Here is a 25582-nt window from a genome sequence, read left to right on the forward strand (position 1 = left end):
CGTGCGCAGACGCGCACAGCACCTATTGCCGTTGCCTTGCGGGCACGCTGCTTGCCACCCTGCAAGCACCTTTGAGCAACCAAGGACAAGCCCATGGACTCCTCTCCTGCCCGCGCCTACGGTGTCTTCAAGCCCGTGGGCCACATGGTGGTCTCTTTTCCCACGGCTGCGCAGGCCGATGACGGCATGGCGGCGCTGCAGGCGCTGAACCTGCCCGAGCAGGACGTACGGCGCTACACCGACCGGGAAATGCTGGCCCAGATCGACCAAGACCTGCGACAGGCCAGCCCCGTGGCCGCCGTGGGCCAGGAACTCAATCTGGTCAAGGCCCACCAGGCCCTGGCCGAGCGCGGCTACCACTGGCTGGTGGTACGGGTGGACAGCGACGAGGCCGCACGCAACGCCGCCGATGCCCTCAAGGCCGCCGGCGCCGAGCGCGCCCAGCTCTACGGCCGCTTCATCATCGAGGAATTGATAGAACACGCCGCCGATCTGCCCCAGGTCAGCGAGTCGCCCGACCGGGGCCTGGACGCCCAGACACCTTCAGGCCGCGAAGCCGAGCGGGCACAAATCCGCCCTCCGCCGGCCCGGGGCAACGGCACCCCGCAACCGGAGCGCTGAGTCGCTTGCGACGGGCAGGCACGCCGATTGCCATTGATATTCAACTGCAACTTTTGTCAAAGGCGATGCCATGGATTTCCTCATCTGGCTGATGGTGGGCGGGCTGATCGGCTGGATCACCAGCATGGTCACGAACACCCAGGCCCAGCAAGGCATTTTGCTCAACGTGGCAATAGGCGCCATCGGCGCCTTGCTGGGCGGCTGGCTGCTGGCGCCGCTGCTGGCGCCCTCGGCCATGGATGCGCAGGCGCAGGTGCCGGCCACATCCATGTCCATCTTCATTTCCATGGCCAGCGCCGTTGCGCTGCTGGTCATCTTCAACCTGTGCAAACCGCGCATGCGCCACTGAGCCGGCCCGGCCACGGGCCATTGACTTGCAGGAAAGGAGCCTCCATGAGCAAAGATCCCTTCCAGACCAGAAGTACCGCTGGCAGCACCGACCTCTCCCGCCAGGGCAGCGCCGTGTGCAAGAAACCGCTGCGCTCCATTGCCACGGCGCTGGCGGCGGGGCTGCTGATCGCGCGCCTCGCACGCTGACCGGGCTCGGCCCTCCTCTCTTTTTCGACTTTCCTGCTTGCTGACTGCGCGCCCCGGCGCGCAGTCCTGTTTCCAGGACCGCGAATGCCAGCTCAGTCCAGGCTTTGCGCAAGACAATCCTGCGCCGCCATGGGCACGCGCGGCAGGACCAGAGAGACGGCCAGGCCGCCGCTGTCTCCATCGCCGTCGCCTCCCCCGCTGCCGCCCTCGGCCCACGCCACGCCACCGCCAGCCAGGCATAGCCGGCGCGCCAGGGCCAGGCCGCAGGAGGCATCTGCATCGGCGTCGCTCAACCGCACGCCGGGGCGGGATTCCTGCGGCCGCTGCGGCGCCTCGGCGCTGGCTGCGGCCGCAGCGCCCGATTCGCCCGGACCCACCCCCTCCGGCCCCGGCTCGGTGTCCTGCCAGTGGGCCACGGCCTCGATGCGGATCTCCACCTGCTCGCCCTTGGCGGCCGATGCCGCAAGATGTCCGCCCACGGGATGTGCCGCCATGCGCACGCGTGCGCCATCGGGCAAGGCCTCGCGCACGGACAGGAAAATGCTGATCAGCGCCAGCTCCAGCTCGTCAGGGTCCACATACACGCCCAGGCGCGCGGCCGGCTGGCCCGGCGGGCTGGCCTCGGCGGGCTCAGCCACCTCCAGCGCCACGCGCTTTCCCAGCACCACGGCCAGCGTGCCCCGCACCCCCGGCAACCAGCGGTACAGATCCACCACCAGCGCATGCGTGCTGTGGCGCGGCCCGAAGCGCAGCAGCTGCTGCGTCAACCGACTGGCCGTGTCCACCGAACGCAGCATGGCCTGTGCAGGCAGGCGCAGGTTCGGGTCCTCCGAACGACGCTCAATCAGATAGGCGCTGTTGCTCAGAACGCCGAGCTGGTTGTTGAACTCATGGGAGAAGCGGCCTGCCAGCCGGCCGACCACCTGCAGGCGCTCGTTCTGGATATGGGCCTCGCCGGCTTCGTTGTCCCGCTCCCCCGGTGCGCCGCCGGCCTGGCTGCGCCGGGCCGGCCTCATCGGGTCCGCCCTGCCACGCAAGGCCAGCCCCGCCAGGCCCAGGCCGGCCAGCGCAAACAACACGATCGCCGCCCAGATCACGCCCCTCAGGAGCGGGGAACACGCCGGATCCAGCGCGGAACAGGGAACCCAGCTCACCCAGGTCCAGCCCTGGGCCGTCCTGCTGAAGAAAACGCGCAGGGTGCCGCCCTGCGCATCGGGCACATCCAGCCAGCCGTGCGCCAGGCTGGAAGCCAGGCGCTCGCTGAAATCAGCGGGCAAGGCAGGCTGACCCGTTGCCGCAGCCGTGCCGGCCGGCACCGCACGGCCCGCGCTGTCCACCAGAAAGCCGGACCATCCCGCCTCCAGCAGCGGTTGGACGGCAGCCAGCGCCTGCTCGGCATTGGCAGCGCGTGGCTCCTGCCTGTCCAGCAGGCGGGCCGCGGCCATGCTGGCGATGCGAACGGCCTGCTCCTGCGCCGCGTGCCCGGATTGATAGGCGCGCAACAGCAGCCAGGACGAGGCGGCCAGCACAAGCACCAGCAAGGCCAGAAGCAACAGGACCCGTCTCAGGCGCATGGACATGGATGGCCCGCGTGCGGCGCCGCGCGCCCCGCCTTGCGGGACTGCATTGAGGGTTCCCGGCGGCGGGACCGTGTGAAAACCGGTGGATTGGTACATGGCAAAGTTTGCAGAAAACCTTGCGCCCGAGCGGAAATTTTTACCGCAGGCGCCTTGAGCGGCCCTGCTGTTGCAAAGCCGATACCCGCAGCGACGGCCGAACCCCGGGCCCCTGTGCCTTCTGCGCAGCAAGTACGCAGCAGGTTTCGTGCCCAAAGTGTATCCAGACGATTCGCCACGCTGATCGGGGCATGAACGTTGCGTCCTTGTGGCCATCGCAACAAGGAGACGAGATGGGTTCCATGCACCTCAAGGCGGACATACGCCAGTCCCAGACGCTTTCCCCGCGCTTGCAGCACGCGGTGCGCATGCTGCAGATGTCCTCGCTGGACTTTGCCGCGATGGTGCGCAGCAAGATGGAGGACAACCCATTCCTGGAAGATGCCGAGCCCGCAGATGACCGCGACCTGTGGGTGGCCGACATGCACCTGGGCGCGCGCCAGGCCGTTGACGCGGAAGGCTCCGCCATGGACACGGCTGCCTGCGAAACCACGCTGGCCATGCACCTGCACGGCCAGCTCAACGTGACGGCCATGACGCCGCGCGACCTGTGCATGGCGCGCGCCATCGTGGAATCGCTGGACGACGACGGCTATCTGCGCACGGACCTGCAGGAGCTGGCCGGCCTGCTGGCGCTCAGCCCGGCGCCCGATGCGCAGGAAATGCTCATCGCCCTGCGACTGGTGCAATCGCTGGATCCGGCGGGCGTGGCCGCGCGCAGCGTGGGCGAATGCCTGTTGCTGCAATGCCCGCAGATGGCCGACGCCACGCTGCGCCAGCTGTCGCAGACCCTGCTGCAGCACCACATGGACGCGCTGGCCGCGCGCGACGTGCCGCGGCTGGCCAAGGCGCTGCAGGTGCCGGCGGCCCAGGTCGTGCAGGCCATGGATGCCATACGGCGCCTCAACCCCAGGCCTGGCTGGAGCTTCGGCTCCACGCGCGTGGACTACATCGTTCCCGACGTGATCGTGCGCAGGGGACCGAGCGGCTGGAATGTGCAACTGAACCCCGCCGTCGTGCCGCGCGTGCGACTGAACAGCGTCTACGAGCAGCTGTTCCAGCGCCACCGCTGCACGGGCCAGGCCCAGTTGGCCGACCATCTGCAGGACGCGCGCTGGACCGTGCGCAATGTGGAGCAGCGCTTTTCCACCATCCTGGACGTGGCCCGGGCCATCGTGCGAAAGCAGGAGCTGTTCCTGGAGTTCGGCGCCATGGCCATGAAGCCGCTGGTGCTGCGCGAAATTGCCGAGGAAGTGGGTGTGCACGAATCCACCGTCTCGCGCGTGACCAACAACAAGTACATGGCCACGCCCACGGGCGTGTTCGAGCTCAAGCACTTCTTCTCGCGCCCCATGCTCAGTGCCAGCGGCAGCGCCTGCTCGGCCACGGCCATCCGCGAGCTGATCGGCGACATCATCGCGGCCGAATCCGATGCCCGGCCCCTGTCCGACGTCGATATCGCACGCCAGCTGGGCGCCCAGGGCCTGGTCGTGGCCCGCCGCACCGTCACCAAGTACCGCCAGCTGCTGCGCATAGCGCCGGCCGACCGGCGCAGGCGCCACGGCTGACACGGCACCTGCCGTCGCGGCCGCGGCCTTGCGATGGCCCTTGGCGCCGCTGCCCGTGGCGGTGTGTCCTGCCAAGCCCCACTGCCGTGCAGCGGCTTGTCGCTCCCCCAGGTCCTGCCTTGTCCGACAGTTGCAGGCCGCCGTCCGGCCTAAGGTGAAGGCTCATGGATTGAAGGAGACCGCCATGGACACCCCTCCCCGCAGAGTGCACGCCCCCCTCGAACGCCAGCGCAGCGAGAACAACCACATCCGCGATGGCCGCTGGCCGCTGCGCATCGCCGCCCTCACGGCCGCCGTCGCACTGATCCTGGTGCTGATGTTCAACTTCATGGCACCCAGGGGGCGGCTGGATGCGCCCAGCGCCACCGGAACGCCAGCGACAGAACCCACCTCCTCTGCCTCGCCGGCCGCACCTGCCGCACCTGCCGCGCCGTCCATGACGCCGCCGCAGGCCGATCCGGCCACCGCACCCGCCACCACCGCGCCACGCTGAGCCCGCTTGCGCACTTGTATCAACCTTTCCCCTCAGGACAGCAGCAGCCATGAACCACCCCCTGCCCCACGCACCCAATATTCCCCAGGTGCCGACCACGCCCAACGACCCCGTGGCACCCGACGATCCCAACCGCCAGCCCGGCCGCCCGCGCGGACCCGAGCCGATAGATCCGCCCACCACGGCGCCCCCCATAGAATTGCCGCCCGCGCCCGAGCAGGAACAGACCCGCAAGGGAGAGTGACATGCCCCGAGGAGACAAATCCACCGATACCCATGAGCGAAAACGCCAGGCCCGGCACATAGTGCACAGCCACGAATCGCGCGGCGCAGGCCATGAAGAGGCCGAAAGGCGCCTGTGGGCCACCGTGGACAAGGACAGCGGCGGCGGCAGGCAATCGGGCTGCGGCCGGGGCCGGAAAGCAGTGCATTGCGCTGCCCGCAAGGGCGACCGCAGGCGAGGCGCCGCACCTGCAGCGCAATCCGCCTCGCGATAGCTGCGCCGCCCCCGCGGCCCCGGCGCCTGGATCAACGACACAGGCCGGCCCGCGAAGTCGGCAATCCCGTGGGAGAACCCGTGAATTCAGAAGACGGTTTTGGATTCCTGCCGCAGCGCGGCGAAATGGCGGCACGCGTGCGCGCCCACGACTGGGCGGCCACGCCCCTGGGCTCGCCGCAGAGCTGGCCGCAAAGCCTGCGCAACGCCGCCAGCCTGATGCTGGGCTCGCGCTTTCCCATCATCATCTGGTGGGGCGATGACTTCCGGCTGATCTACAACGACGCCTACATTCCCTTCCTGGGTACCAGCAAGCACCCCAAGGCGCTGGGACAGGCCGGCGCGCAATGCTGGAGCGAGATCTGGGACGACATCGGCCCCATGCTGGAGGGCGTGCTGCGCACGGGCCAGGCCACCTGGTCCACCGATGCGCGCTACTTCTTCGACCGCGAGCTGCCGCAGGAAGAGGTCTTCGTCACCTTCACCTACGGCCCCATCCTGGCCGATGACGGCATCACCGTGCAGGGCGTGTTCTGTCCCTGCACCGACACCACCGAGAAAATCGTCAGCCGGCGGCGCCTGGAGACGCTGCACCGCCTGGGCATCCGCACGCTGGACATGCGCAGTGCCAAGGACGCGGGCGAAAAGGTCTGCGCCGTGCTGGATGAAAACCCCTACGACGTGCCCTTCGCCATCATCTACGAATGCCAGGCCGCCCCGGATGCAGGCAGCGCAGACACCGCTCCCCCGGCCTTCCAGCTGCTGTGCTCCACCGGCATGGACACCGACCTGGCGGCCGACCCCGCGCCCTGGCCGCTGGCCCAGGCCGTGCAATCGGGCCAGCCGGCCAACGTGGACCTGGCGCAGTTGGGCCTGACCCTGCCTGGCGGCCCCTGGCCCGAACCCTCGCGCCTGGCGCGCATCGTGCCCGTTCGCTGGTCGGGCGACGGCCAGGCCTCGGGCGTGCTGGTGCTGGGCGTCAGCCCGCGCCGCCCGCTGGATGCGGAGTACTGCGCCTTCCTCGATATGGTGGCAAGCCACACGGGCGGCGTTGTCGCGCACGCCGTGGCCTATGAGCAGGAAGCGCGGCGCGCCCGGGCCCTGGCCGAGGTGGACCGTGCCAAGACCGTGTTCTTCTCCAACGTCAGCCACGAGCTGCGCACGCCGCTGACGCTGATCCTGGGGCCGCTGGACGACGCCCTGCGCGAGCACGGCGGCCACCTGCCGCCCGATCAGGCGCAGATGGTCCACCGCAACGCGCTGCGCCTGCAAAAGCTGGTCAACGCCCTGCTGGACTTCGCGCGCATCGAGGCCGGGCGCATGCAGGCCAGCTACGAGCCCACGGACCTGGCCCGCGCCACGGCCGAGCTGGCCAGCGTGTTCCGCTCGGCCATGGAGCAGGCGGGCCTGCGGCTGCGCGTGGACTGCCCGCCACTGCAAGGGTCGGTCTACGTGGACCAGGACATGTACGAAAAGATCGTGCTCAACCTGCTGTCCAACGCCTTCAAGTTCACCTTGCAGGGCGAGATCGCCGTGGCGCTGCACGACGCGGGCCCTGCGGTGGAGCTGTCCGTCAGCGACACCGGCTCGGGGATCGCACCCCAGCACCTGCCCCATCTTTTCCAGCGCTTTCACCGCATTCCGGGCAAGCCCGCCCGCACGCACGAGGGCACGGGCATCGGCCTGGCCCTGGTGCAGGAACTGGTGCGGCTGCATGGCGGCACCATCACGGTCACCAGCACGGAGGGCGAGGGCAGCCGCTTCACCGTGCGGCTGCCCAAGGGCAGCGCGCACCTGCCGGCCGAACAGGTGAACCCCATCGCGGCACCGTCAACCCCGCCGCCGCCGGGGCACGGCGCGGGCGCCCCGGCCGCACGCCAGCTCGTGGACGAGACGCGGCAGTGGGTGCCGGGCGAATCGCCCACGCACGCCCCGCACGGCGTGCCGGCTGGGGCCGAACCGCAAGGCCCCCGGCCGCGCATCGTCTGCGCCGACGACAACGCCGACATGCGCGGCTATATCGGCCAGTTGCTGCGTCCGCTGTACGAGGTGGAGGTGGCCGGCGACGGCCGGGCCGCGCTGGACTGCATCCGGCGCCAGCGGCCCGATCTCGTGATTGCCGACGTGATGATGCCCGTGCTCGACGGCTTCGAGTTGCTGCATGCGCTGCGCAGCGACGAGGCCACGCGCTCCATCCCCGTCATCATGCTGTCCGCGCGTGCAGGCCAGGAGGCCCAGGTCGAAGGCCTGCGCGCAGGCGCGGACGACTACCTGGTCAAGCCCTTTTCGGCGCGCGAGCTGCTGGCGCGCGTCGCCTCGCTGCTGCAGCTCGAGCGCGTGCGCGAGCAGGCCCATGCCGCCCTGCGCGCCAACGAGAAAAGGCTGCGCGCCATCATCGACCAGATGCCGGCGGGCGTGGGCGTGTCCGACATGGGCGGCACCATGGTGCTCAGCAATGCGCTCATGGACCGATTCGTCCCGCGCGCCATCCCCTCCACCCTTGCCGACCGCGTGCAGCGCTGGCGCGGCTGGGACGACAAGGGCCGGCCCATACCGCCCGAGAACTGGCCCGGCAGGCGCGCGCTGCGCGGCGAGGTGGTCATGCCGGGGCTGGAGATGCTGCACACCGACGACGAGGGCCGCGAATGGTGGATGCGCGTCAGCGCCGCTCCGCTGCGCGATGACGGCGGGCAGCTCGTGGGCACCTGCTCCATCATCCAGGACATCACCGAACTCAAGCGCGCCGAGCAGCACCTCAGGGAGGCCGACCGGCGCAAGGACGAGTTCCTGGCAACCCTGGCCCACGAGCTGCGCAATCCGCTGGCACCCATCAGCCACGGCCTGCAAATCCTCAAGCGCACCGTCCATGGCGACGACAGCGCGCGCCGCAGCCAGGAGATGCTGGAGCGCCAGGTCAACCACATGGTGCGCATGGTGGACGACCTGCTGGAGGTCTCGCGCATCACCACGGGCAAGGTCCAGCTGCGCAAGGAGGTGGTGGACCTGAACAACGTGCTGCAAGGCGTGGCGGCGGCCAGCCATGCGGTCATGGAATCCGGCGGCCACCAGCTTCGGCTGGAGCTGCCCGCCGAGACCCTGCTGCTGCCTGCCGACCCCGTGCGGCTGGCGCAAATGGTCACCAACCTTCTCAACAATGCCGCCAAGTACACCGATCCCGGCGGCCACGTCGTGCTGGCGGCCTGGGCAGAGGGTGCGCAGGCCGTGATCTCCGTGCGTGACGACGGCATAGGCATCCCCGCCGCGCTGCTGGACAGGATCTTCGACATGTTCATGCAGGTGGACCGCGGCGGCCGCCAGGGCCAGGGGGGCCTGGGCATCGGCCTGACCCTGGTGCGCAGCCTGGTGGAGATGCACGGCGGCAGCGTGCAGGCGCTCAGCGAAGGTCCGGGCCAGGGCAGTGAATTGCGGCTGCGCCTGCCCTTGCCGGCCCATGCACCTGCCGATGCATCCGCCCATGCACCCGCCGATGTGCCCTCCCTGCCCGGCCCGGCCGCAGGCGCGCAGTCCGGGGACGCGCCAGCCTTCGGCCGCATCCTGGTGGTCGATGACAACGCGGACGCGGCCGACACCCTGTCCATGCTGCTAGGGCTGCTGGGAGCCGAGGTCGAGATCGCCCGCGACGGCCCCGGCGCGCTGGCCATGCACGACGCCTTCAGGCCCGACGTCGTGCTGCTGGACATCGGCCTGCCCGGCATGGACGGCCTGGAAGTTGCGCGCCGCATCCGCGCCCGGCAGGACCGCGACCAGGTGCTGCTGATCGCCCTCACGGGCTGGGGGCAGGAGGATGACCTGAGACGATCGCGCGAGGCCGGCATGGACCACCACCTGGTCAAGCCCGTGAGCTTCGACACGCTGGAGCGGTTGCTCAGGAGCCTGCGCACGTCTGCATGAGCACCGCCTTTGCGCGCGACAATCCCCGCTTCGCCCAGCCTGCCTGCGCTGCCTGCGCGGCTCGCGCGCCTGCCGCAGAACTCACCGAGACCCATGACCGCCCTGCCCCCCATCAATGCCGAGCGCCTTTGGCGCCGTGTCCAGACCCTGTCCACCTTCACCCTGCCCGACCGGCCCTGGACCCGCCGCGCCTTCTCGCCCGAGTTCGACCAGGCCCGCGCCTGGCTGCGCGCCGAGTTCGCGGCCGCGGGCATGCAGGTGCATCTGGATGAAGGCGGCAATCTGGTCGGCCGCCTGCCGGCTGCCCAGGCCGCTGCGGGCGGCGCAGAACGCGCCCCCATCTCCACCGGGTCGCACTGCGACACCGTGATGATGGGCGGGCGCTTCGACGGCATCATCGGCGTGCTGGCCGGCATCGAGGTGGCGCACTGCCTGCATGAAAACGGCATCGCCCTGCAGCACCCGTTCGAGGTGATCGACTTCCTGTCCGAGGAGCCCAGCGACTACGGCATCTCCTGCATAGGCAGCCGCGCGCTGTCGGGCAAGCTGGACGCCGCCATGCTGGCGGCACGCAACCCGCAAGGCGAAACCCTGGCCGAAGGCATGCGGCGCATCGGCGCACGGCCCGAGGCGCTGCACCGCCCGCTGCGCAGCGCCGGCGGCACGGCCGCCTTTGTGGAGCTGCACATAGAGCAGGGCCCGGTGCTGGAGCAGCGCGGCCTGCCCATTGGCGTGGTGACGAACATCGTGGGCATACGCCGCGTGGGCTTCACCGTGCACGGCCAGGCCGACCACGCAGGCACCACGCCCATGGACATCCGACAGGACGCGCTGGTGGGCGCGGCGCGCATCATCGATGCGGCCAACCGCAAGGCCGCTGCGCTCAATGGCCAGCCCCACTATGTGGTGGCCACTGTGGGCCGGCTCTCGCTCACGCCCAATGCCTCCAATGCCGTGCCCGGCCTGGTCGAGATGATGATGGAAGTGCGCAGCGACCACGCCGGCGTGCTGGAGAGCTTCCCCGAGGAACTGCTGGCCGAAGTCCTGCCCGGCCTGGCCGCCCTGCGCGTGCGTGCCGAGATGGCCGACGTGAGCCGCTCCCAGCCCACGGACTGCGCTGGCCTGGTCATGCAGGGCGTGGAGCAGGCCTGCGACAACCTGGGCTACGCCCACATGCGCATGCCCAGCGGCGCCGGCCATGACGCCGTCTACATGGCGCCCACCGGCCCCATGGGCATGATCTTCATCCCCTGCCTCCACGGCCGCAGCCACGCGCCCGAGGAATGGATAGAGCCGTCCCAGCTGCTAGACGGCACCCGGGTGCTGTACGAGACGGTGCGCGTGCTGGACAGGCAGTTGGCGCAGGGCTGAGCGCCTGGCCTGCGGCCAGGCACCAAGGCGGCATAAAATAGCCCGCTTCCCTCTGGAGCAGGCACAAGCTGCTCCTTGGTGGAAGCCCCTGTGGCACAGATTGCGGAAATCCGCCCAAATAGCGGGTTTCCCAATGCAAGATGGCGGAACCACCCTCCCCGATCATCGACAACCCACCGCATGGGCGGCCCGGTGCTGCCGGTCCGCTGCGAGAAGGTTGCACCGCCCCATCAGACCCTGGAGTTTCTTCTTTCATGTTCCGCCAACTGATCACCTGCACCGCCGTGGCCGCCGCCATGGGCCTGAGCTTTTCCGCAGCCGCCCAAGGCACGGCGGCCGACTATCCGAACAAGCCCGTGCGCATGATCGTGCCCTTCCCGCCCGGCGGCGGCACCGACATCCTCGCGCGCGTGGTGTCCAACAAGCTCACCGAAGTCAGCAAGTGGACCGTGGTGCCCGACAACCGCGCGGGCGCAGGCGGCACCATCGGCATCACCGAGGCCGCCAAGGCAGCGCCCACGGGCTACGACATGGTCATGGGCCAGAAGGACAACGTGGTCCTGGGCCCCTACCTCTACAAAAACCTGCCCTGGAACCCGGTCAAGGACCTGGTGCCCGTGGCCCACGTGGCCTACACGCCCATCGTGATCGCCACCAGCGTGAACTCGCCCTACAAGACCCTGGCCGACATCGTGGCCGCTGCCAAGCAGCACCCGGGCAAGGTGACCTACGGCTCGCCGGGCAATGGCACCAGCATCCACCTCTCGGGCGTGCTGCTGGAGAAGGCGGCGGGCATCCAGCTGGTGCACGTGCCCTACAAGGGCTCCAATCCGGCCCTGATGGATGCGCTGGCCGGCAACGTGGACCTGCTGGTGTCCTCCGTGCCCTCGGCCATCGGCCAGATCAAGGCCGGCAAGCTGCGCGCCATCGCCGTGACCTCGGCCAAGCGCTCGTCCTCGCTGCCCGACACGCCCACGCTGGCCGAATCGGGCCTCAAGGGCTTTGACGTGAGCACCTGGTACGGCCTGTTCATGCCCAAGGGCACGCCCACGGCCATCGTGACCAAGGTCAACGCCGAAGTGAACAAGCTGCTGGCCATGCCCGAAGTGCGCGACGCCATCCAGACCCAGGGCGCCGAGCCCCAGTCCATGACCGTGGCCGACTTCGACAAGATGTTCCAGGCCGACTTCAAGCAGTCCAAGCAGATCGTCGAGTCCTCGGGCGCCAAGATCGAGTGACGCCGCGTCTCCTTGATGCAGATCAGACTGATCTGCATCAAGGGGCGATGTGACAGTCCCGTGAATACTTCTCCGGAAATCATCGAATTCCTGGAGAACGCCATGGCATTGCTGGTCTGGGTCCCCGAGCTGGACACCGGAATTGCAGAGATCGACAGGCAGCACCGCCGCATCGTCGACTACATCAACAAGCTCTACGAGCTGCGGTCCTCGCCCGACCGCGAGGCCCTGGGCGATGTCATCGGCGAGATGATCGACTACACCGTCTCGCACTTCGTGTTCGAGGAAAGCCTGATCGAGAGCGCCGGCTACATGTTCGCCGGCCCGCACAAGAAGGTGCACGAGCTGTTCACGCGCCGCGTGATCGAGATGCAGACCCGCTTCGATGCCGGCGAGGACGTGGCCGCCGAGCTGCACGGCATGCTCTCGCGCTGGCTGTTCAACCACATCCGCAACGAAGACACCGGCTACGTGGACTCGGCCAAGGCCTATCTGCGCATGGCGCGCGAGTCCAGTCCTGCCGCCGAGAAGGAAAGGCTCAAGAACGAAGTGCTGCAGGAACTGGAACTGCAGCGCAAGAAAAAGGGCTGGCTGGCACGGCTGCTCAATCGCTGATCGCCCTCTCCCCCTGCAGCGCACCAATAAAAACGGCTCCCGAGGGAGCCGTTGACGTTTCACCCGGCGAAGGGCCGAGCGGCCCGGGGATTACTCGCGCACCACCAGCACCGGCACGCGCACGGCGCCCAGCACGCGCTGGGTCACGCTGCCCAGCATCAGCTTTTCCAGGCCACGGCGGCCTTGCGAGCCCATGATGATCAGGTCGGCGCCCGTGCTCTCGAGCACGCGCACGATGCCTTCGTGCACCGCATGGCCTTCGCCCACCACGGTGGTGGCGGTGATGCCGGCCTCGTCGGTGATCTTCTTGACGGCGTCCAGCGTGGTGTTGGCCTCGGCCGTGGCCGCGCTCAGGTACTGCGACTGGCCGTAGGCGAAGTCGGCGCCCACGCCCGTGAACGGATAGGGGTCCACCACGTAGACCGCCGTCAGCGTGCTGCCAAAGACCTTGGCCAGCTCCACGCCCTTGTGGACCGCCAGCATCGAGCTGTTGGAGCCGTCCACGGGAACCAGGATGTGCTTGAACATGCGTTTTCTCCTTTGTGCTTGGCCGCCCTCAGGAATCGGGGGCGGCCGGGTCGATGAACCAAAGTGTGCGCCCATCATGCGCCAGCGTCTTGAGCTGCATCAATCCTTGCGGCGACGCGTCAGCTCCGAGCCCTGGAAACCCTGGCGGCGATAGGTCAGCACCAGGGTATCGCGCACACCGCCCGGCTGCTCGGGCTGTATGGGCGTGGTCTCGTGGATCATGCGGGCATCGTCCAGCAGCATCACCGACCAGGGCTCGGTCAGCGTGAAGCGCTGGCCGCTGGGGCCCGTGGCCTCGAAGATGCGCGTCTCGCCGCCCTTCACGCCCTCGCGCCCGACCAGGATCACGGCCACCAGGTCCACGCCGTCGCGGTGCGCGCCTTCGGGGGTGGGCCGGCCAATGCCGTCCGTGGTGTCGATGCGGAACTGGTGGGACTCGATGAACCAGCGCTCGTGCTGCACATCATCGCCCTGGGCGCAGAACACCTGGTCGGACAGGCCGGCCAGCGCCAGCAGCAGCCGGCTCCAGGTGGCGCTTTGCGCCGTGGCATCGCGCATGGGATCGAACATGCGCAGCATGCCGCCATGCAGCGCGTTGTACTCCACCGGCTGCCAGTGCGCGCGGTGCTCCACCTGCTGCAGCCCGTCCTGCCCCGCGATGAAGCAGGAATGGCGGCGACGCCGGTAGCGGCCCCCGTCCTTGAGAAAGGCATCGGGCGGCAGCTGGGCCCAGTCGGCATCGAGCGCATGCAGTTCGGTCAAGGACACGCCCGCCCAGGCCGCGAATTCGTCGGGGCGCAGCACCGCATAGCCTGCGTCGCGCAGCGACTGCGCTGCATTCTGGGGGGCGATATAGGGAGGGGGAAACGTGATGTGCGCCATAACCTGCCAAGCTTACTCCTCGCCCGCACCCGTCCGGGCGAGGCGGCCTGCAAATTTGCGCAATGCTGTGGCGACAGGCGCGCATCAATGCGGGCGCAGCCTCGGCGGCGCCCGGGGCCTCACGCCGGCCCTCACACCAGCGGCAACCCCACATAGTTCTCCGCCAGCGAGGTCGAGCCTGCCCGGGAGTTGACGATGTAGTCCAGCTCCGCCTCCTGCACCTTGGTGTCGAAGCCGCCCGCGTCGGGGAAGCGGTGCATGAGCGAGGTCATCCACCACGAAAAGCGCTCGGCCTTCCAGACGCGGCGCAGGCATTGCTCGGAGTAGCCGTCGATGCCTTCGGGCGCCTTGTCGCGGTAGTACTGCGCGAAGGCGCTGGACAGGTAGCCCACGTCCGAGGCGGCCAGGTTCAGGCCCTTGGCGCCCGTGGGCGGCACGATGTGGGCCGCGTCGCCGGCCAGGAACAGGCGGCCGAAGCGCATGGGCTCGGTCACGAAGCTGCGCAGCGGGGCAATGCTCTTTTCCAGCGAGGGGCCGGTCACCAGGCGCTCGCGTGCCTCGGGGTCCAGGCGCAGGCGCAGTTCGTTCCAGAAGGCTTCGTCGCTCCAGTCCTCCACTTTCTCGGTCAGCGGCACCTGCAGGTAGTAGCGGCTGCGCGTGGCGCTGCGCTGGCTGCACAGTGCGAAGCCGCGCTCGGTCTGGGCGTAGATCAGTTCGTGCGAGACGGGCGGCGTGTCCGACAGCAGGCCCAGCCAGCCGAAGGGGTAGACCTTCTCGAAGGTGCGCACCTTGTCCTGGGGCACGCTGGCGCGGCAGATGCCGTGAAAGCCGTCGCAGCCCGCGATGAAGTCGCATTGCAGCTCATGGACCTGGCCGTCCTTTTCGTAGCGCACGACGGGGCTGTCGCCATCGAAGCCCACGGGCTGCACGTTGCTGGCCTCGTAGACCGTGGTCAGGCCCTCGGCGGCGCGCACTTCCATCAGGTCGCGCGTGACCTCGGTCTGGCCGTAGACCATGACGCGCTTGCCGCCGGTCAGGCCGTGCAGGTCGATGCGGTGACGCTGGCCGCCGAACAGCAGCTCGATGCCGTCGTGCGGCAGGCCTTCGGCGCGCATGCGGGCATCGGCGCCGGCCTGCTCCAGCAGGTCCACCGTGACCTGTTCCAGCACGCCGGCGCGGATGCGGCCCAGCACGTAGTCGGCGCTGCGCTGCTCGATGATGACGTTGTCTATGCCTGCGCGGTACAGCAGCTGGCCGAGAAGCAGGCCGGCAGGGCCTGCACCGATGATGGCGACTTGGGTGCGCATTGATTTGTCTCCGTTGCGTTGTTCGATGTCATGGCCGGTTCATGCCATGGCCTGCGCCCAAGATTAGTTTTGAGGCAGCGCAAAGACGAGGGGCCGCAGCACGCGTTGCGCGGTGATCGCGCAATCTGCGCGACAATCGCGCACTACCTGCATGCCCGCCCTCCCCGCCCATGAACCAGCCCTTTCCCATCGACCCGGATGACTTCATCGCCGGACTGGCCAAGGGCCTGGCCGTGCTGGAGAGCTTCGACACCGAGCGCCAGCGCCTGAACGCCACCATGGCGGCCGAGCGCTCTGGCATCACGCGCACGGCCGCGCGCCGCCATCTGCTGACCTTGACGCACCTGGGTTATCTGGAGACGGACGGCAGCCATTTCTGGCTGGCGCCCAAGGTGCTGCGGCTGTCGGGCAGCTACCTGGCCTCGGCGCGGCTGCCGCGCATCGTCCAGCCCGTGCTCTACCGGCTGGCGGCGCAGACCCAGCTGTCGTTTTCCTGCGTGGTGCGCGATGGCCACGAGGTGGTCATCGTCGCGCGCAGCGCCCTGCACGAGCGCGGCCAGCGCCTCATGGCCCACGGCCTGCACCTGGGCAGCCGCCTGCCCGCCCACGCCACCTCCACCGGCCGCGTGCTGCTGGCCGCCCTGCCTGCGGCCGAGCTCAGGCAATGGCTGGCCTCGCACGATCTGCGGCGCCTGACCGCCCACACGGTCACCGACAGCGCAGCGCTCGAAGGCGTGCTGGACGAAGTGCGCCGACAGGACTTCTGCCTGGCCCTGGAAGAGCATGAGCTGGCCGTGCAGGCCCTGGCCGTGCCGCTGCGCAACATGGAGGGGCGCACGGTGGCCGCGCTCAACATCGTGACCTCGCCCCAGCGCATGGCGCCGGCCGACATGGTGGCCGAGCTGCTGCCGCTGCTGCAGGAGGCGGCGCGGGAGCTGCGGCCGTTGCTCTGAGGCCTGGCTGAACTGCCGCCGTCGCTGCAACCGCTCAGAGCGGCGCGCACACCAGCCGGCTCAGTTCGCGCAGGGCCAGAGAAGTCTTGCGGATCAGCGGCGTGGCCTTTTTCTTGGCCGACTGCGCCAGGCACAGCGTGCTCACGACGTAGGGCGACTCGATGGGAATGCCCACCAGCTCGGCATCGGTCAGGTGGCTGCGCATGGCGCTGTCGGTCAACGCGGCATAGCCGTAGCCGCCGCGCACCAGGTCCAGGATGGCCGGCACGCTGGACACTTCCCAGACCACGTTGAGCTTGACCTGGGACAGCGTGGCCTGGGCCTCCATCAGCTTGCGGAAGATCTGGCCGTGCTGCGGCATGATCAACGGAAACTGCGACAGCTCGTCAAAGCGCACGCTGCTGCGCCCGCCCAGCGTGCGCGCCGGGCCGATCAGGCACAGGCGCTCTTCCAGCACGGGCGTGACCTCGATGTGCGGATGCGGCTCGGGCGTATAGACCAGGCCCAGGTCCATGCGGCCCGAGGTCAGCCATTCGGCGATATTCATGGAAAAGCCCTCGACCACGGCCAGCCGGGCCTTGGGCATGTCCTTGCTGAACAGATCGATCAGCGGCAGCGTCAGGCGCCGCGCCAGGCTGGGCGGCAGGCCCACCACGATGCGGCCCACGGGCTCGTCGCGCTGGCTGCCCAGATCCTCCTTGGCCAGCGCCACGCGCTGCATGATGGCGTGGCCGTGCTCCAGCAGGCGGCGGCCCGCGTCGGTCAGGGTCACGCCGCGGCCGGTGCGGATCAGCAGGGTTTCGCGCAGCTCGGTCTCCAGCGCCCGCACCTGGCGGCTCAGTGCGGGCTGGGCCGTCTCCAGCAGCACGGCCGCCTTGCTGAAGCTGCCGGTCTCGGCCACATGCACGAACGTCTCTATCTGCTGCAAATTCATGTTCTCTCGCCTCCTCACTTATGCCATTTTGCTATAGCTGCTAGCGCCAGCCACGGCTAGGTGCTTTGCAACGAACTGACACAATGCGGCGACTGGATGATCCAGCCGCTCCCGCAAGAGAGCGTAAAAACAAGAGCAGCCTGTGCCTTGCCGGCATAGGACCAAGCCACCCAGCAAGCCCAACAGCGACTCGGAGACAAACCATGAAAGACAGCGCCTTCCGCATCAATCGCCGCCAGGCGGGCCTCGCCCTTGGCGCCCTGGCCATGGGCGCCCTGGCACCCGCGCGCGCCCAGTCGGGTGCCGCCGCCAACTGGCCCACCAAGCAGGTGCGCATCATCAACCCCTTCCCCGTGGGCGGCGGGCCGGACGGCACCTCGCGCCTGGTGGCCGACAAGCTGGCGCGCCTGTGGAACCAGCCCGTCATCGTGGAAAACCGCCCGGGGGGCAACGGCTTCATCGCCATCGAGGCCTTCAAGCGGGGCGCCACCGACGGCACGGACATCATCCAGCTGGACAACGTCCACCTGGCCGCCTATCCCCACCTGTTCAAGAAACTGCCCTACAGCATCGACAAGGACTTCGAGGTCGTCCTGCCGCTGTTTCGCACCTTCTTCTTCGTCTGCGTGCCGGTCAACAGCCCCTACAAGACCGTGGCCGACCTGATTGCCGACGCCAAGGCGCGCCCCGGCAAGCTCAACTACGGCTCGTGGTCCGTGGGCAACCCGGTGCACCTGGGCTCGGCCCTGCTGGAGTCGCTGACGGGCACCAAGATGGAACACGTCATCTACAAGGAAACCAGCCAGCTGTACACCAGCGTGGCCACGGGCGAGCTGGCCTTTGCGCTGGGCTCCTCGGGCACGGCCGGCCCGCTGATGCGCTCGGGCAAGCTGCGCTTTCTGGCCGTGCTGGCGCCCCACCGCCTCAAGGGCTATGAAGACGTGCCCACCGTGGCCGAGTCCGGCGGCCCGGCCGATGCCGTGGTCACCGGCTGGAATGCCTTTGCCGTCTCCAAGTCCACGCCGCCGGCCGTGGTCGAGAAGATCCGCCAGGACACCATGAAAGTCCTGCGCGAGCCCGACATCCAGCCCAAGTTCCAGACCTTCGGCTACGAGAACTACTTTCCCACGCCCGAAGAGTTCAAGGCCTTCATCGTCGAGGAAAACAAGCGCTTTGGCGACGTGATCCGCCGCGCCAAGATCGAGCTGTAAGCCACAGGCCACAGCAGGCGCAGACGCAAAAAAGCCGCCGCGCCGCAAGGCCGGCGGCTTCTTTCATGCCGTCTTCAGCGCGACAGCCCGCGCGCCGCAATCGGCCACAGCGCGTGCACCGTGCCGCCCTGCAGCACCACCAGCTCGTCGTGCAGGTTGAATGTCGGGTCCACGTGGGAGGGCAGCAGCTGCAGCACGCTGCCCAGGGCGGGCGCCTGGGCGCCAGGCTCCACGCATACCACGCTGTGCTCGTCATTGATGGCCACGCAGCGCAGGCCCGGCGTGCCGTAGACGGCGGGCGGGCCGCATTCGGCCGAGGTGGATTTCAGGCCCGCATCGAGGATGACGCGGTCCGGCGCGGGCGTGCTCATCACCGTGGACAGCAGGAACAGGCTGCGGCGAAAGGCCAGCGCCCCGCCCCATTCGTTGGCGCCGTAGTCACCATCCATGAAGGCATAGGAGCCCGGCTGCAGCTCGGTGTAGACGCCGCTGGCCGCATCGAACTCCACGCTGCCCGTGCCGCCGCCCGTGATGGTGTGGCACGCCAGGCCGTTGTCGCGCAGCAGCTGCGCGCAGGCCGCCGCCCGGCTCGCAGCCTCCTGGCAGGCCTGCGCACGCTCTTCGCGGCTGCGCCGGTGCTGCGCCGCTCCGTGGTAGGCCTGCAGGCCCGCGAAATTCACGCCCGGCAGGTTGTGCGCCTGCCGCGCCAGGGCCAGCACGGCCTCGGGGCCCGTGACGCCGCAGCGGCCCTGACCCACGTCCACCTCGACCAGCACGTCGATCTCCACGCCCGCCTGCGACATGGCCTCGGACAGCTGCACCAGGTTGGCCGCGTTGTCCACGCACACGGCCATGCGCGCACTGCGCGCCAGCCGGGCCAGCAGCGCGTGCTTGGCCGGCCCCACGACCTCGTTGCTGATCAGGATGTCGCGCACGCCGGCCGCCACAAAGGGCCGCGCTTCGCTCACCTTCTGGCAGCAGATGCCACGCGCGCCCAGCGCCAGCTGGCGCAGCGCGATCTGGGGGCACTTGTGCGCCTTGGCATGCGGGCGCAGCGCCACGCCATGGCGGTCGGCCCAGTCCTGCATGGTGCGCAGGTTGGCATCGAAGGCCGTCAGGTCCAGCGCCAGGCTGGGTGTGTCGATGCGATCGAGCGGATCGCCGGGCCGTGCGGCAGGCTCCATTGCCAGGCCGCTGGCGTCATCGTGCAAGGGCATGGTGCTGTGCCTCATTCCTGCGGGGGCGCGTACTGGGCGATGACCTCGGCCTCGGTCATGGTCGGCGTCTGGTTGGCGAAGTCGTAGTAGCCGGGCTTCTTGTCGATGTAGATCTGCGTGGCCAGCTCGAAGTCCTGCGACTCGAAGGCGCCGGCCGGCACGAAGTACTCGCCCGTGGCGTGCAGCCGGTAGTACAGGTGCGTGCCGCATTGCCTGCAGAAGGCGCGCTCGGCCCATTCGGAGGAGGCATAGGTGCCTATGTGCTCGCCGCCCTCGAACTTCACATCGGGCCCGCAATGCACCGCCAGCATGGGGCCACCGCCCCAGCGCCGGCAGTACCCACAGTGGCAGGCCCCGATTTCCCGGGCCTGGGGAGAGACAAAGCTGACTGCGCCGCAAAGACAGTGACCGTTCATGGTGCGTGGACCTTTCCGTGGGTTGCGAGTACCTGGGATTATTCACAGGTATCGCGCATCATAGGGGATGGCGGGCCGCCTGCAAATCGCCGCGCCCTACACTGCGCGCCAGTCCTCTCAACCATCCATCCCCCTTGTCAGCCATGCCCCGCAATGACAACCGCCTCAAGGTCCTCTTCGTCTGCAGCCGCAACCAGTGGCGCAGTCCCACGGCAGAGCAGGTCTGGCGCAGGCACCCTGCCTTGCAGGTGCGCTCGGGCGGCACCAGTGCGGGCGCCCGCCACCGCGTGTCGGCCGACGATGTGGCCTGGGCCGACGTGATTCTCGTGATGGAGGAAAGGCACCAGTCCCGCCTCAAGGCCGATTTCGGCCGGCTGCTGGCGCAAAAGCGTCTGCATGTGCTCGATATCCCTGATGAGTACCGCTACATGGACCCCGAGCTGGTGGACATGCTGCAGACCGCCGTCAGCGCACTGCTGCAACTGGACTGAGCGCCGGACGCCACGGCGACGGCAACCATAGGCAAGCAGGTAGGCAAAAACAGTCAATTGCATTCGGACGTACGCTATAGTAACGAACGGTATCAAAAGCACGGTCTGCCGTATGACAAATGGACGACTGGATACCCTCCAGGAGGACCCCCAACCGAGGCTGAAATGCACGATGCCATCACCAACCCCACGCAAGCTGCGGTGACCCCGGTGGCGCCAGCCCCCCTGGAAATACCCGATTACGAACTGCTGGAAACCTTGGGATCGGGTGGCTACGGCACCGTCTACCGCGCGCGCCACCGGCGCACGGGTGCATCGGTGGCCATCAAGGTCGTCAGGCTGCAGGAAGGCGGCCGCCAGGTGGAGCGCTTCCACCGCGAGACCATGCTGTGCGCGTCCCTGCACCATCCGCACATCGTCCAGTTGCTGGACAAGGGCGAGCAAGGCGACTGCGTCTACGGCGTCTTCGAATATGTGCCGGGTGAAACCCTCAAAAGCCTGATCCGCCGCCAGGGCGTGCTGACTGCCGCCGAGGCCGGCCGCCTCATGGCCGAAGTGCTCGATGCGCTGGACTGCGCGCACGCGGCCGGCATCGTGCACCGCGACCTTAAGCCCGACAACGTGATGGTCACCTCCACGGGCGCCGTGCGGCACGCCATGGTGCTGGACTTCGGCATCGGCACCGTCATTCCGCAGTTTGCCGGCCCGCAGGTCTCGCAGCTCACCATGGGCGACGAGTGCCTGGGCACGCCGGCCTACAGCGCCCCCGAGCAGCTGCGCGGCGAGCCGCCCAGCGCACGCACCGACCTGTATGCCTGGGGACTGATGTTCCTCGAATGCCTGACGGGCACGCCCGCCGTGCAGGGCGCCTCGGTGGCCGAGATCGTGCACCGCCAGCTCAGCCCGCAGGAAGTGCAGCTGCCGCCGGCCATCTCCACCCACCCCGTCGCCACCTTGCTGCGCAAGGCGCTCAAGAAGCGGCCTGCGGAGCGCAGCGACTCGGCGGCGGCCCTGCTCAGGGACCTCATGCGCGTGCGGCTGGACGATCTGGTGGGCCAGTTGCCCGCCGCCGCCCAGGTGCAGCAGGCGGACCTGACACGCACCGTGGCCACCACACGCGTGTTCTCCGAAGTGCGCCAGCTCACCGTGCTGTGCTGCAGCGTCTCCCTGTGGCCGGGCAGCGACATCCACGGCATGGACAGCGCGGCACGCACCGCAGGCCAGCCCTCGCAGGGGCTGAACATCGAAGACATCGAGCTGCTGCAGCGCGAGGAACTCACGCTATTCTCCGACGTTGCCACCCGGCGCGGTGGCATGCTGGCGGGCACGCTGGGCGACCGCATGCTGGTGCTCTTCGGCTACCCGCACACCAGCGACACCGATGCCCGCCAGGCCGGCATGACGGCCCAGGAGCTGCTGACGCTCAGCCGCAGCCGCGCGGCCGCCATCGAGCAGGTCCACGGACTGCACCTGGGAATCCGCATGGGCCTGCACACCGGCATGGCCGTGGTGGTCGGCGGCGAAGCGCCCTCGGGCCATGCCGTCAACGTGGCCATGCGGCTGGAGGCCATCGCCGATGCGGGCACCCTGCTGGCCAGCGAAAGCAGCCATCGCCTGCTGTCGCGCCATGCGCGCTTCGAGAAAGCCGGCAGCCTGCGCCTGCCCGGCCAGCCCACGGGCATGCAGACCTATCGCCTGGAGCTGGAGCAGCCAGCCGAGCTACTGCAGGGACCTGTGTCCGATGCAGCCTTGCAGTGCATAGGCCGCGAACCCGAACTGCAGCGCCTGAACGACGCATGGGCGCGGGCCCGCGAAGCTGGGGGCAATGCGCTGTGGATTCGCGGCGAGCCGGGCATCGGCAAATCCTGCCTGGCCGACATGCTGCTCGTCCACGCCAGGACACAGTGCGCGAACACCGTGGTGCTGCAATGCCAGCCCGAGCACCGCAACACCGCGCTGACCCCTTTCCTGGGCCTGATACGGCAGCGGCTGGAGGCGGCCGATCCCCCGCAGGACCACCGCGAGCAGATGCGCGAAGCCCTGCGCGCCGCAGGCTGCGATGCCGAGGCCGCCCTGCCCATTCTGTGCGCCTGGCTCTCGCTGCCCCTGGGCGACTGCGAGCCCAGCCGCATCTCGGCCGTCATGCAAAGGGCGCTGCTGCTGCAGTCCACCGCGCAATGGCTGCTGCACATGTCCGAAGCCGAGCCCCTGCTGCTGGTCGTCGAGGACGTGCACTGGGCCGACCCCACCAGCATCGAACTGCTGGAGCAACTGGTCGCGCGCCTGCCCGGGCGGCGCGTGCTGCTGGTGCTCACGGCGCGTCCGCAGTGGCAACCGCCCGAAGGCCTGCAGGCCGACTGCGTGGACGTGCGGCGGCTGGAAGACGCCCAGGCCACCGAACTGGCCCGCCAGACGCTGGCACCGCGCCGGCTCAGCCCCGCCGTGATCCGCCACGTGGTGGAACGCACGGACGGCGTGCCGCTGTTCATCCAGGAAATGGCGCGCATGCTGCTGGATGCCCACCTGGTGGAGGAAGACGGCGTCTGGGACTTTCGCCATGCCGGGCTGCCGGCCGCCATTCCGCTCACGCTGCGCGACTCGCTGGTCAGCCGCTTTGACCGCATCGGCCCGCTCAAGCCCCTGCTGCAGCTGGCAGCCACCATGGGCCGGCACTTCGACTTCGACCTGCTGTGCGCCTGCCTGGAACGCCCGCAGGGCGAGGTCGAGCAGGAACTGGCGCAGCTGGGCCAGGCCGGCCTGGTCATTGCCGATGAACGTGCGGGCGCCGGCGCCTTCATGTTCCGCCACGCGCTGATCCGCGACACGGCCTACGAATGCATGCTGGTATCGCAGCGCCGGCTGCTGCACCGCGACGTGGCCCTGGCCCTGATGCAGCACCAGCCGCAGCGCGTTGCGGCGGAACCCGCAGGCGTGGCCCAGCACTGGGCGGACGCCGGAGACCACGCCCAGGCCGTGGCCCTGGCCGTGCGGCAGTTGCGCATCACCCAGCTGCGCTCGCTCAACGATGAAACCATTGCCTACGCGCGCCACATCGACGACTGGCTGCAACAGCTCCAGGGCGTGGCCCAGCGCGAGGCGCGGCTGGACGTCAACAGCTACGTGACCCAGGCGCTGATGAACAAGCACGGCTGGGCCCATGCCCAGGTGGTGGAAAGCATCGCGCTGTCGCAGGAGCTGCTGGCCGGCCCGGGCGCCAACGCCGTGGCCGACTACAAGCAGGTGCAGCACCTGTGGATGCTGATCACCTACCACCACGTGGCCAGCAACCGCGAGGAAGTGCGCCAGCTCAGCCACCGCCTGCTGGAGCAGGCCGTGCGCCAGCAGGACACGGGCGTGCTGGTGGCCGCCCAGACCTACCTGGGACTGGCCCACTACTCCGACGGCCGATTCGAGCAGGCCGAAGAAGCGCTGACCGACGCCATCACCCGCTACGACCCCGTGGCCCATGCCCACCATGCGGCCGAGTTCGGCTTCGACACGCGCGTCTGGGCCACCTGCGGGCGCGCCCTGGTGCGCTGGTTCGCCGGCTTCGACCAGGCCGCGCTGGCCGATGCGAACGACGCCGTGCGCCTGGCGCACGAGGTCTCGCACATCCCATCCCTGAGCATGGCCCTGCTCTACCAGGGCCTGGTCCACCAGGCGCGCGGCGACCGGGCCAGCGCGCTGGCCACCACGGGCGAGCTGCTGGACATCACGGCCCGCTACGGCCTGCCAGCGTTCTCGGGCTATGCGGACATCATCCGCTGCTGGGCCCTGGGCGAGGGCACGGCAAGCGAAGACAGCGAAGGCATAGCGCGCGCCAGCGCAACGGCGCAGGTGCTCTGGGACATGGGCTGCCGCTACTGCCAGACCTACTACCGCTCCTTCGTCGCCGAAATGCTGGCGGCCAGCGGGCGCTGGACCGAGGCCCTGGACAAGATCGACGAATGCCTGCGCCTGGCCGACGTGCTGGACGAACGGCTGCACAGCAGCGAGCTGCACCTGAAGAAGGCCCGCTTCCTGCTGGCCATGGGCGCCGACCACGCGGCCGTGCAGGACAGCCTGGCCCAGGCGGCCGGGACTGCGCGCACTGCCGGCAAGTACCGCACCGAAACCGAGGCACTGGCCCTGTCGCAGGCCCTGGCACCCGCCAGGCCGGACGTGGCCGCGCGCCTGAGTGAGCTGGCCGCGCTGCGGCCTGAACTGTCCGTGCACCTGTCCGGGCCCCTGCCCGGCCAGGCGCATTTTTCTTGAACCGAGGATGAAGTCACATGACCACCCAGCTGCAGAATACTGAACCGTTGCTCGCATTCCGCCTTGCCTACCTGCGGGCCATCGCCCGCTCCTGGCAGGATGACGCCTACCGCCGTGACCTGCTGGGGCAGCGCGACATCCAGCCCATGCTGCACCGCGACTTCAACCTGCCGACCCAGTGGCCCCAGGTCGATGTGTCGCTGCGCCTGAGCGACGACCCCACCCAGCGCGCCGAATGGAAGCCCGTGCTCACGGCCGGCTGGATCGGTCCCGACGATGAATTCGTCATCGTCCTGCCCCAGGCGCCCCAAACCCATGCCTCCGAGGCCCTGGCCGCCTACTACCAGCTGTTCCCCAACTTCATGGGCGTGAGCACCTCGTTCGAGGAACCGAACAACGGCATGCTCAGGGCTGCCCTGCCCACTGGCCTGGGCATCCCCGGCGGCGGCCCCGACTCGCTGCTGGCCTTCGGCGGCGTGGTGTTGCGCGCCATCGCCCTGGCCTGGCAGTCGCCCGAGTTCCACGCGGAGCTGACGCGTGACGACGGCAAGGACAAGGCCCCCGTGCTGAGCCAATGGCTGGGCTACAACAACCCGTTCAACTTCCAGGTCCGCTTCGAGACCGAACAGGCCTTCACCTGGGACGCCGCGCGCGGCGAGTGGAACCTGCAGCGCGCAGACGGCACGGCCATCAAGAACGGCATCGTGCTGAACTACCCGGTGGCACCCGCCGAGCAGGACCTGTGGGCCATCGCCCTCACCTCCTACAACAACACCGGTGACGCCTATCCCTTCACCTGCTGATACGGCACCGGCGCAGCTGCAAGGGGCCACGGCCACCTTGCTGCTGACGCTGGCGGCAC

At 69.0% G+C, this 25582-nt stretch carries 23 protein-coding genes; 16 read left to right on the top strand and 7 right to left on the bottom strand.

Going from position 1 to position 25582, the window contains the following annotated elements:
• The first annotated feature begins 93 nt into the window (after positions 1–93).
• The 3 genes from ACF8LI_RS11205 to ACF8LI_RS11215 all read left to right on the top strand — a co-directional run bounded on the left by ACF8LI_RS11205 (position 94) and on the right by ACF8LI_RS11215 (position 1158).
• A complete protein-coding gene (locus tag ACF8LI_RS11205) occupies positions 94–621 on the top strand; it encodes a hypothetical protein (protein ID WP_203400787.1) in 528 nt (175 codons plus the stop codon).
• 70 nt (positions 622–691) lie between these two features.
• A complete protein-coding gene (locus ACF8LI_RS11210; protein WP_392412696.1) occupies positions 692–970 on the top strand; it encodes a GlsB/YeaQ/YmgE family stress response membrane protein in 279 nt (92 codons plus the stop codon).
• A 44-nt stretch (positions 971–1014) separates the two neighbouring features.
• The gene (locus tag ACF8LI_RS11215; protein ID WP_016446351.1) at positions 1015–1158 is read left to right on the top strand and encodes a hypothetical protein; all 144 of its coding nucleotides are present in this window, start codon (positions 1015–1017) and stop codon (positions 1156–1158) included.
• A 92-nt stretch (positions 1159–1250) separates the two neighbouring features.
• Here ACF8LI_RS11215 and ACF8LI_RS11220 read toward each other — a convergent pair whose 3' ends face one another.
• Positions 1251–2732 (bottom strand): hypothetical protein, encoded by a 1482-nt coding sequence (locus ACF8LI_RS11220; protein WP_392429790.1) that lies wholly within the window; start codon positions 2730–2732, stop codon positions 1251–1253.
• 335 nt (positions 2733–3067) lie between these two features.
• Here ACF8LI_RS11220 and rpoN point away from each other — a divergent pair, with 335 nt between their 5' ends.
• The 8 genes from rpoN to ACF8LI_RS11260 all read left to right on the top strand — a co-directional run bounded on the left by rpoN (position 3068) and on the right by ACF8LI_RS11260 (position 12527).
• Positions 3068–4402 carry an RNA polymerase factor sigma-54 gene (gene rpoN / locus ACF8LI_RS11225; RefSeq protein ID WP_126312568.1) on the top strand — a complete coding sequence of 445 codons (1335 nt, stop codon included), beginning with the start codon at positions 3068–3070 and terminating at the stop codon, positions 4400–4402.
• A gap of 184 nt (positions 4403–4586) precedes the next feature.
• Complete coding sequence (locus ACF8LI_RS11230; protein WP_047216897.1) at positions 4587–4895, top strand: hypothetical protein; 309 nt, start codon at positions 4587–4589, stop codon at positions 4893–4895.
• Between the two features lie 49 nt (positions 4896–4944).
• Entirely contained in the window at positions 4945–5139 is a 195-nt protein-coding gene (locus tag ACF8LI_RS11235; RefSeq protein ID WP_016446355.1) for a hypothetical protein, read from the top strand.
• A gap of 1 nt (position 5140) precedes the next feature.
• On the top strand, positions 5141–5392 hold the full coding sequence (locus ACF8LI_RS11240) for a plasmid stabilization protein (protein ID WP_392429792.1): 252 nt from the start codon (positions 5141–5143) through the stop codon (positions 5390–5392).
• An 80-nt stretch (positions 5393–5472) separates the two neighbouring features.
• On the top strand, positions 5473–9303 hold the full coding sequence (locus tag ACF8LI_RS11245; protein ID WP_392412700.1) for an ATP-binding protein: 3831 nt from the start codon (positions 5473–5475) through the stop codon (positions 9301–9303).
• Positions 9304–9396: 93 nt separating this feature from the next.
• On the top strand, positions 9397–10674 hold the full coding sequence (locus ACF8LI_RS11250) for a Zn-dependent hydrolase (RefSeq protein WP_043791156.1): 1278 nt from the start codon (positions 9397–9399) through the stop codon (positions 10672–10674).
• A 254-nt stretch (positions 10675–10928) separates the two neighbouring features.
• Positions 10929–11912 (top strand): tripartite tricarboxylate transporter substrate binding protein, encoded by a 984-nt coding sequence (locus tag ACF8LI_RS11255; protein ID WP_016446358.1) that lies wholly within the window; start codon positions 10929–10931, stop codon positions 11910–11912.
• A 60-nt stretch (positions 11913–11972) separates the two neighbouring features.
• Positions 11973–12527: a bacteriohemerythrin gene (locus ACF8LI_RS11260; protein WP_223275325.1), complete on the top strand. Its 555-nt coding sequence runs from the start codon at positions 11973–11975 to the stop codon at positions 12525–12527.
• 90 nt (positions 12528–12617) lie between these two features.
• Here ACF8LI_RS11260 and ACF8LI_RS11265 read toward each other — a convergent pair whose 3' ends face one another.
• The 3 genes from ACF8LI_RS11265 to pobA all read right to left on the bottom strand — a co-directional run bounded on the left by ACF8LI_RS11265 (position 12618) and on the right by pobA (position 15244).
• A complete protein-coding gene (locus ACF8LI_RS11265; RefSeq protein WP_016446360.1) occupies positions 12618–13055 on the bottom strand; it encodes a universal stress protein in 438 nt (145 codons plus the stop codon).
• Positions 13056–13154: 99 nt separating this feature from the next.
• Positions 13155–13937 carry a 2OG-Fe dioxygenase family protein gene (locus tag ACF8LI_RS11270; protein ID WP_043791151.1) on the bottom strand — a complete coding sequence of 261 codons (783 nt, stop codon included), beginning with the start codon at positions 13935–13937 and terminating at the stop codon, positions 13155–13157.
• A 131-nt stretch (positions 13938–14068) separates the two neighbouring features.
• A complete protein-coding gene (gene pobA, locus ACF8LI_RS11275; protein WP_013801914.1) occupies positions 14069–15244 on the bottom strand; it encodes a 4-hydroxybenzoate 3-monooxygenase in 1176 nt (391 codons plus the stop codon).
• Positions 15245–15414: 170 nt separating this feature from the next.
• Between pobA and ACF8LI_RS11280 the strand changes: the two genes are divergently transcribed.
• Positions 15415–16197, top strand: coding sequence for an IclR family transcriptional regulator C-terminal domain-containing protein (locus ACF8LI_RS11280; protein WP_017404813.1), 783 nt, complete (start codon positions 15415–15417; stop codon positions 16195–16197).
• 34 nt (positions 16198–16231) lie between these two features.
• Here ACF8LI_RS11280 and ACF8LI_RS11285 read toward each other — a convergent pair whose 3' ends face one another.
• Positions 16232–17131: a LysR family transcriptional regulator gene (locus ACF8LI_RS11285; RefSeq protein ID WP_392412703.1), complete on the bottom strand. Its 900-nt coding sequence runs from the start codon at positions 17129–17131 to the stop codon at positions 16232–16234.
• A 203-nt stretch (positions 17132–17334) separates the two neighbouring features.
• Here ACF8LI_RS11285 and ACF8LI_RS11290 point away from each other — a divergent pair, with 203 nt between their 5' ends.
• Entirely contained in the window at positions 17335–18342 is a 1008-nt protein-coding gene (locus ACF8LI_RS11290) for a tripartite tricarboxylate transporter substrate binding protein (RefSeq protein ID WP_046238589.1), read from the top strand.
• Between the two features lie 74 nt (positions 18343–18416).
• Here the strand turns inward: ACF8LI_RS11290 and ACF8LI_RS11295 are convergent, their stop codons facing one another.
• Together ACF8LI_RS11295 and ACF8LI_RS11300 are read right to left on the bottom strand one after the other, a co-directional pair.
• Positions 18417–19559, bottom strand: coding sequence for a DSD1 family PLP-dependent enzyme (locus ACF8LI_RS11295; protein WP_392412705.1), 1143 nt, complete (start codon positions 19557–19559; stop codon positions 18417–18419).
• Between the two features lie 11 nt (positions 19560–19570).
• Complete coding sequence (locus ACF8LI_RS11300; protein WP_013801910.1) at positions 19571–19975, bottom strand: GFA family protein; 405 nt, start codon at positions 19973–19975, stop codon at positions 19571–19573.
• 143 nt (positions 19976–20118) lie between these two features.
• Between ACF8LI_RS11300 and ACF8LI_RS11305 the strand changes: the two genes are divergently transcribed.
• The 3 genes from ACF8LI_RS11305 (at position 20119) to ACF8LI_RS11315 (ending at position 25523) form a co-directional block, all read left to right on the top strand.
• A complete protein-coding gene (locus ACF8LI_RS11305) occupies positions 20119–20466 on the top strand; it encodes a low molecular weight protein tyrosine phosphatase family protein (RefSeq protein ID WP_063325611.1) in 348 nt (115 codons plus the stop codon).
• A 165-nt stretch (positions 20467–20631) separates the two neighbouring features.
• The gene (locus ACF8LI_RS11310; RefSeq protein WP_392412707.1) at positions 20632–24720 is read left to right on the top strand and encodes a TOMM system kinase/cyclase fusion protein; all 4089 of its coding nucleotides are present in this window, start codon (positions 20632–20634) and stop codon (positions 24718–24720) included.
• 17 nt (positions 24721–24737) lie between these two features.
• Positions 24738–25523, top strand: a complete 786-nt coding sequence (locus ACF8LI_RS11315) for a BMA_0021/BMA_0022 family TOMM bacteriocin (protein ID WP_016446373.1) — start codon at positions 24738–24740, stop codon at positions 25521–25523.
• The last annotated feature ends 59 nt before the right edge of the window (positions 25524–25582 follow it).

It is taken from the genome of Delftia sp. WSY_12 (assembly GCF_043104645.1).
Lineage (GTDB): Bacteria > Pseudomonadota > Gammaproteobacteria > Burkholderiales > Burkholderiaceae_C > Comamonas > Comamonas tsuruhatensis.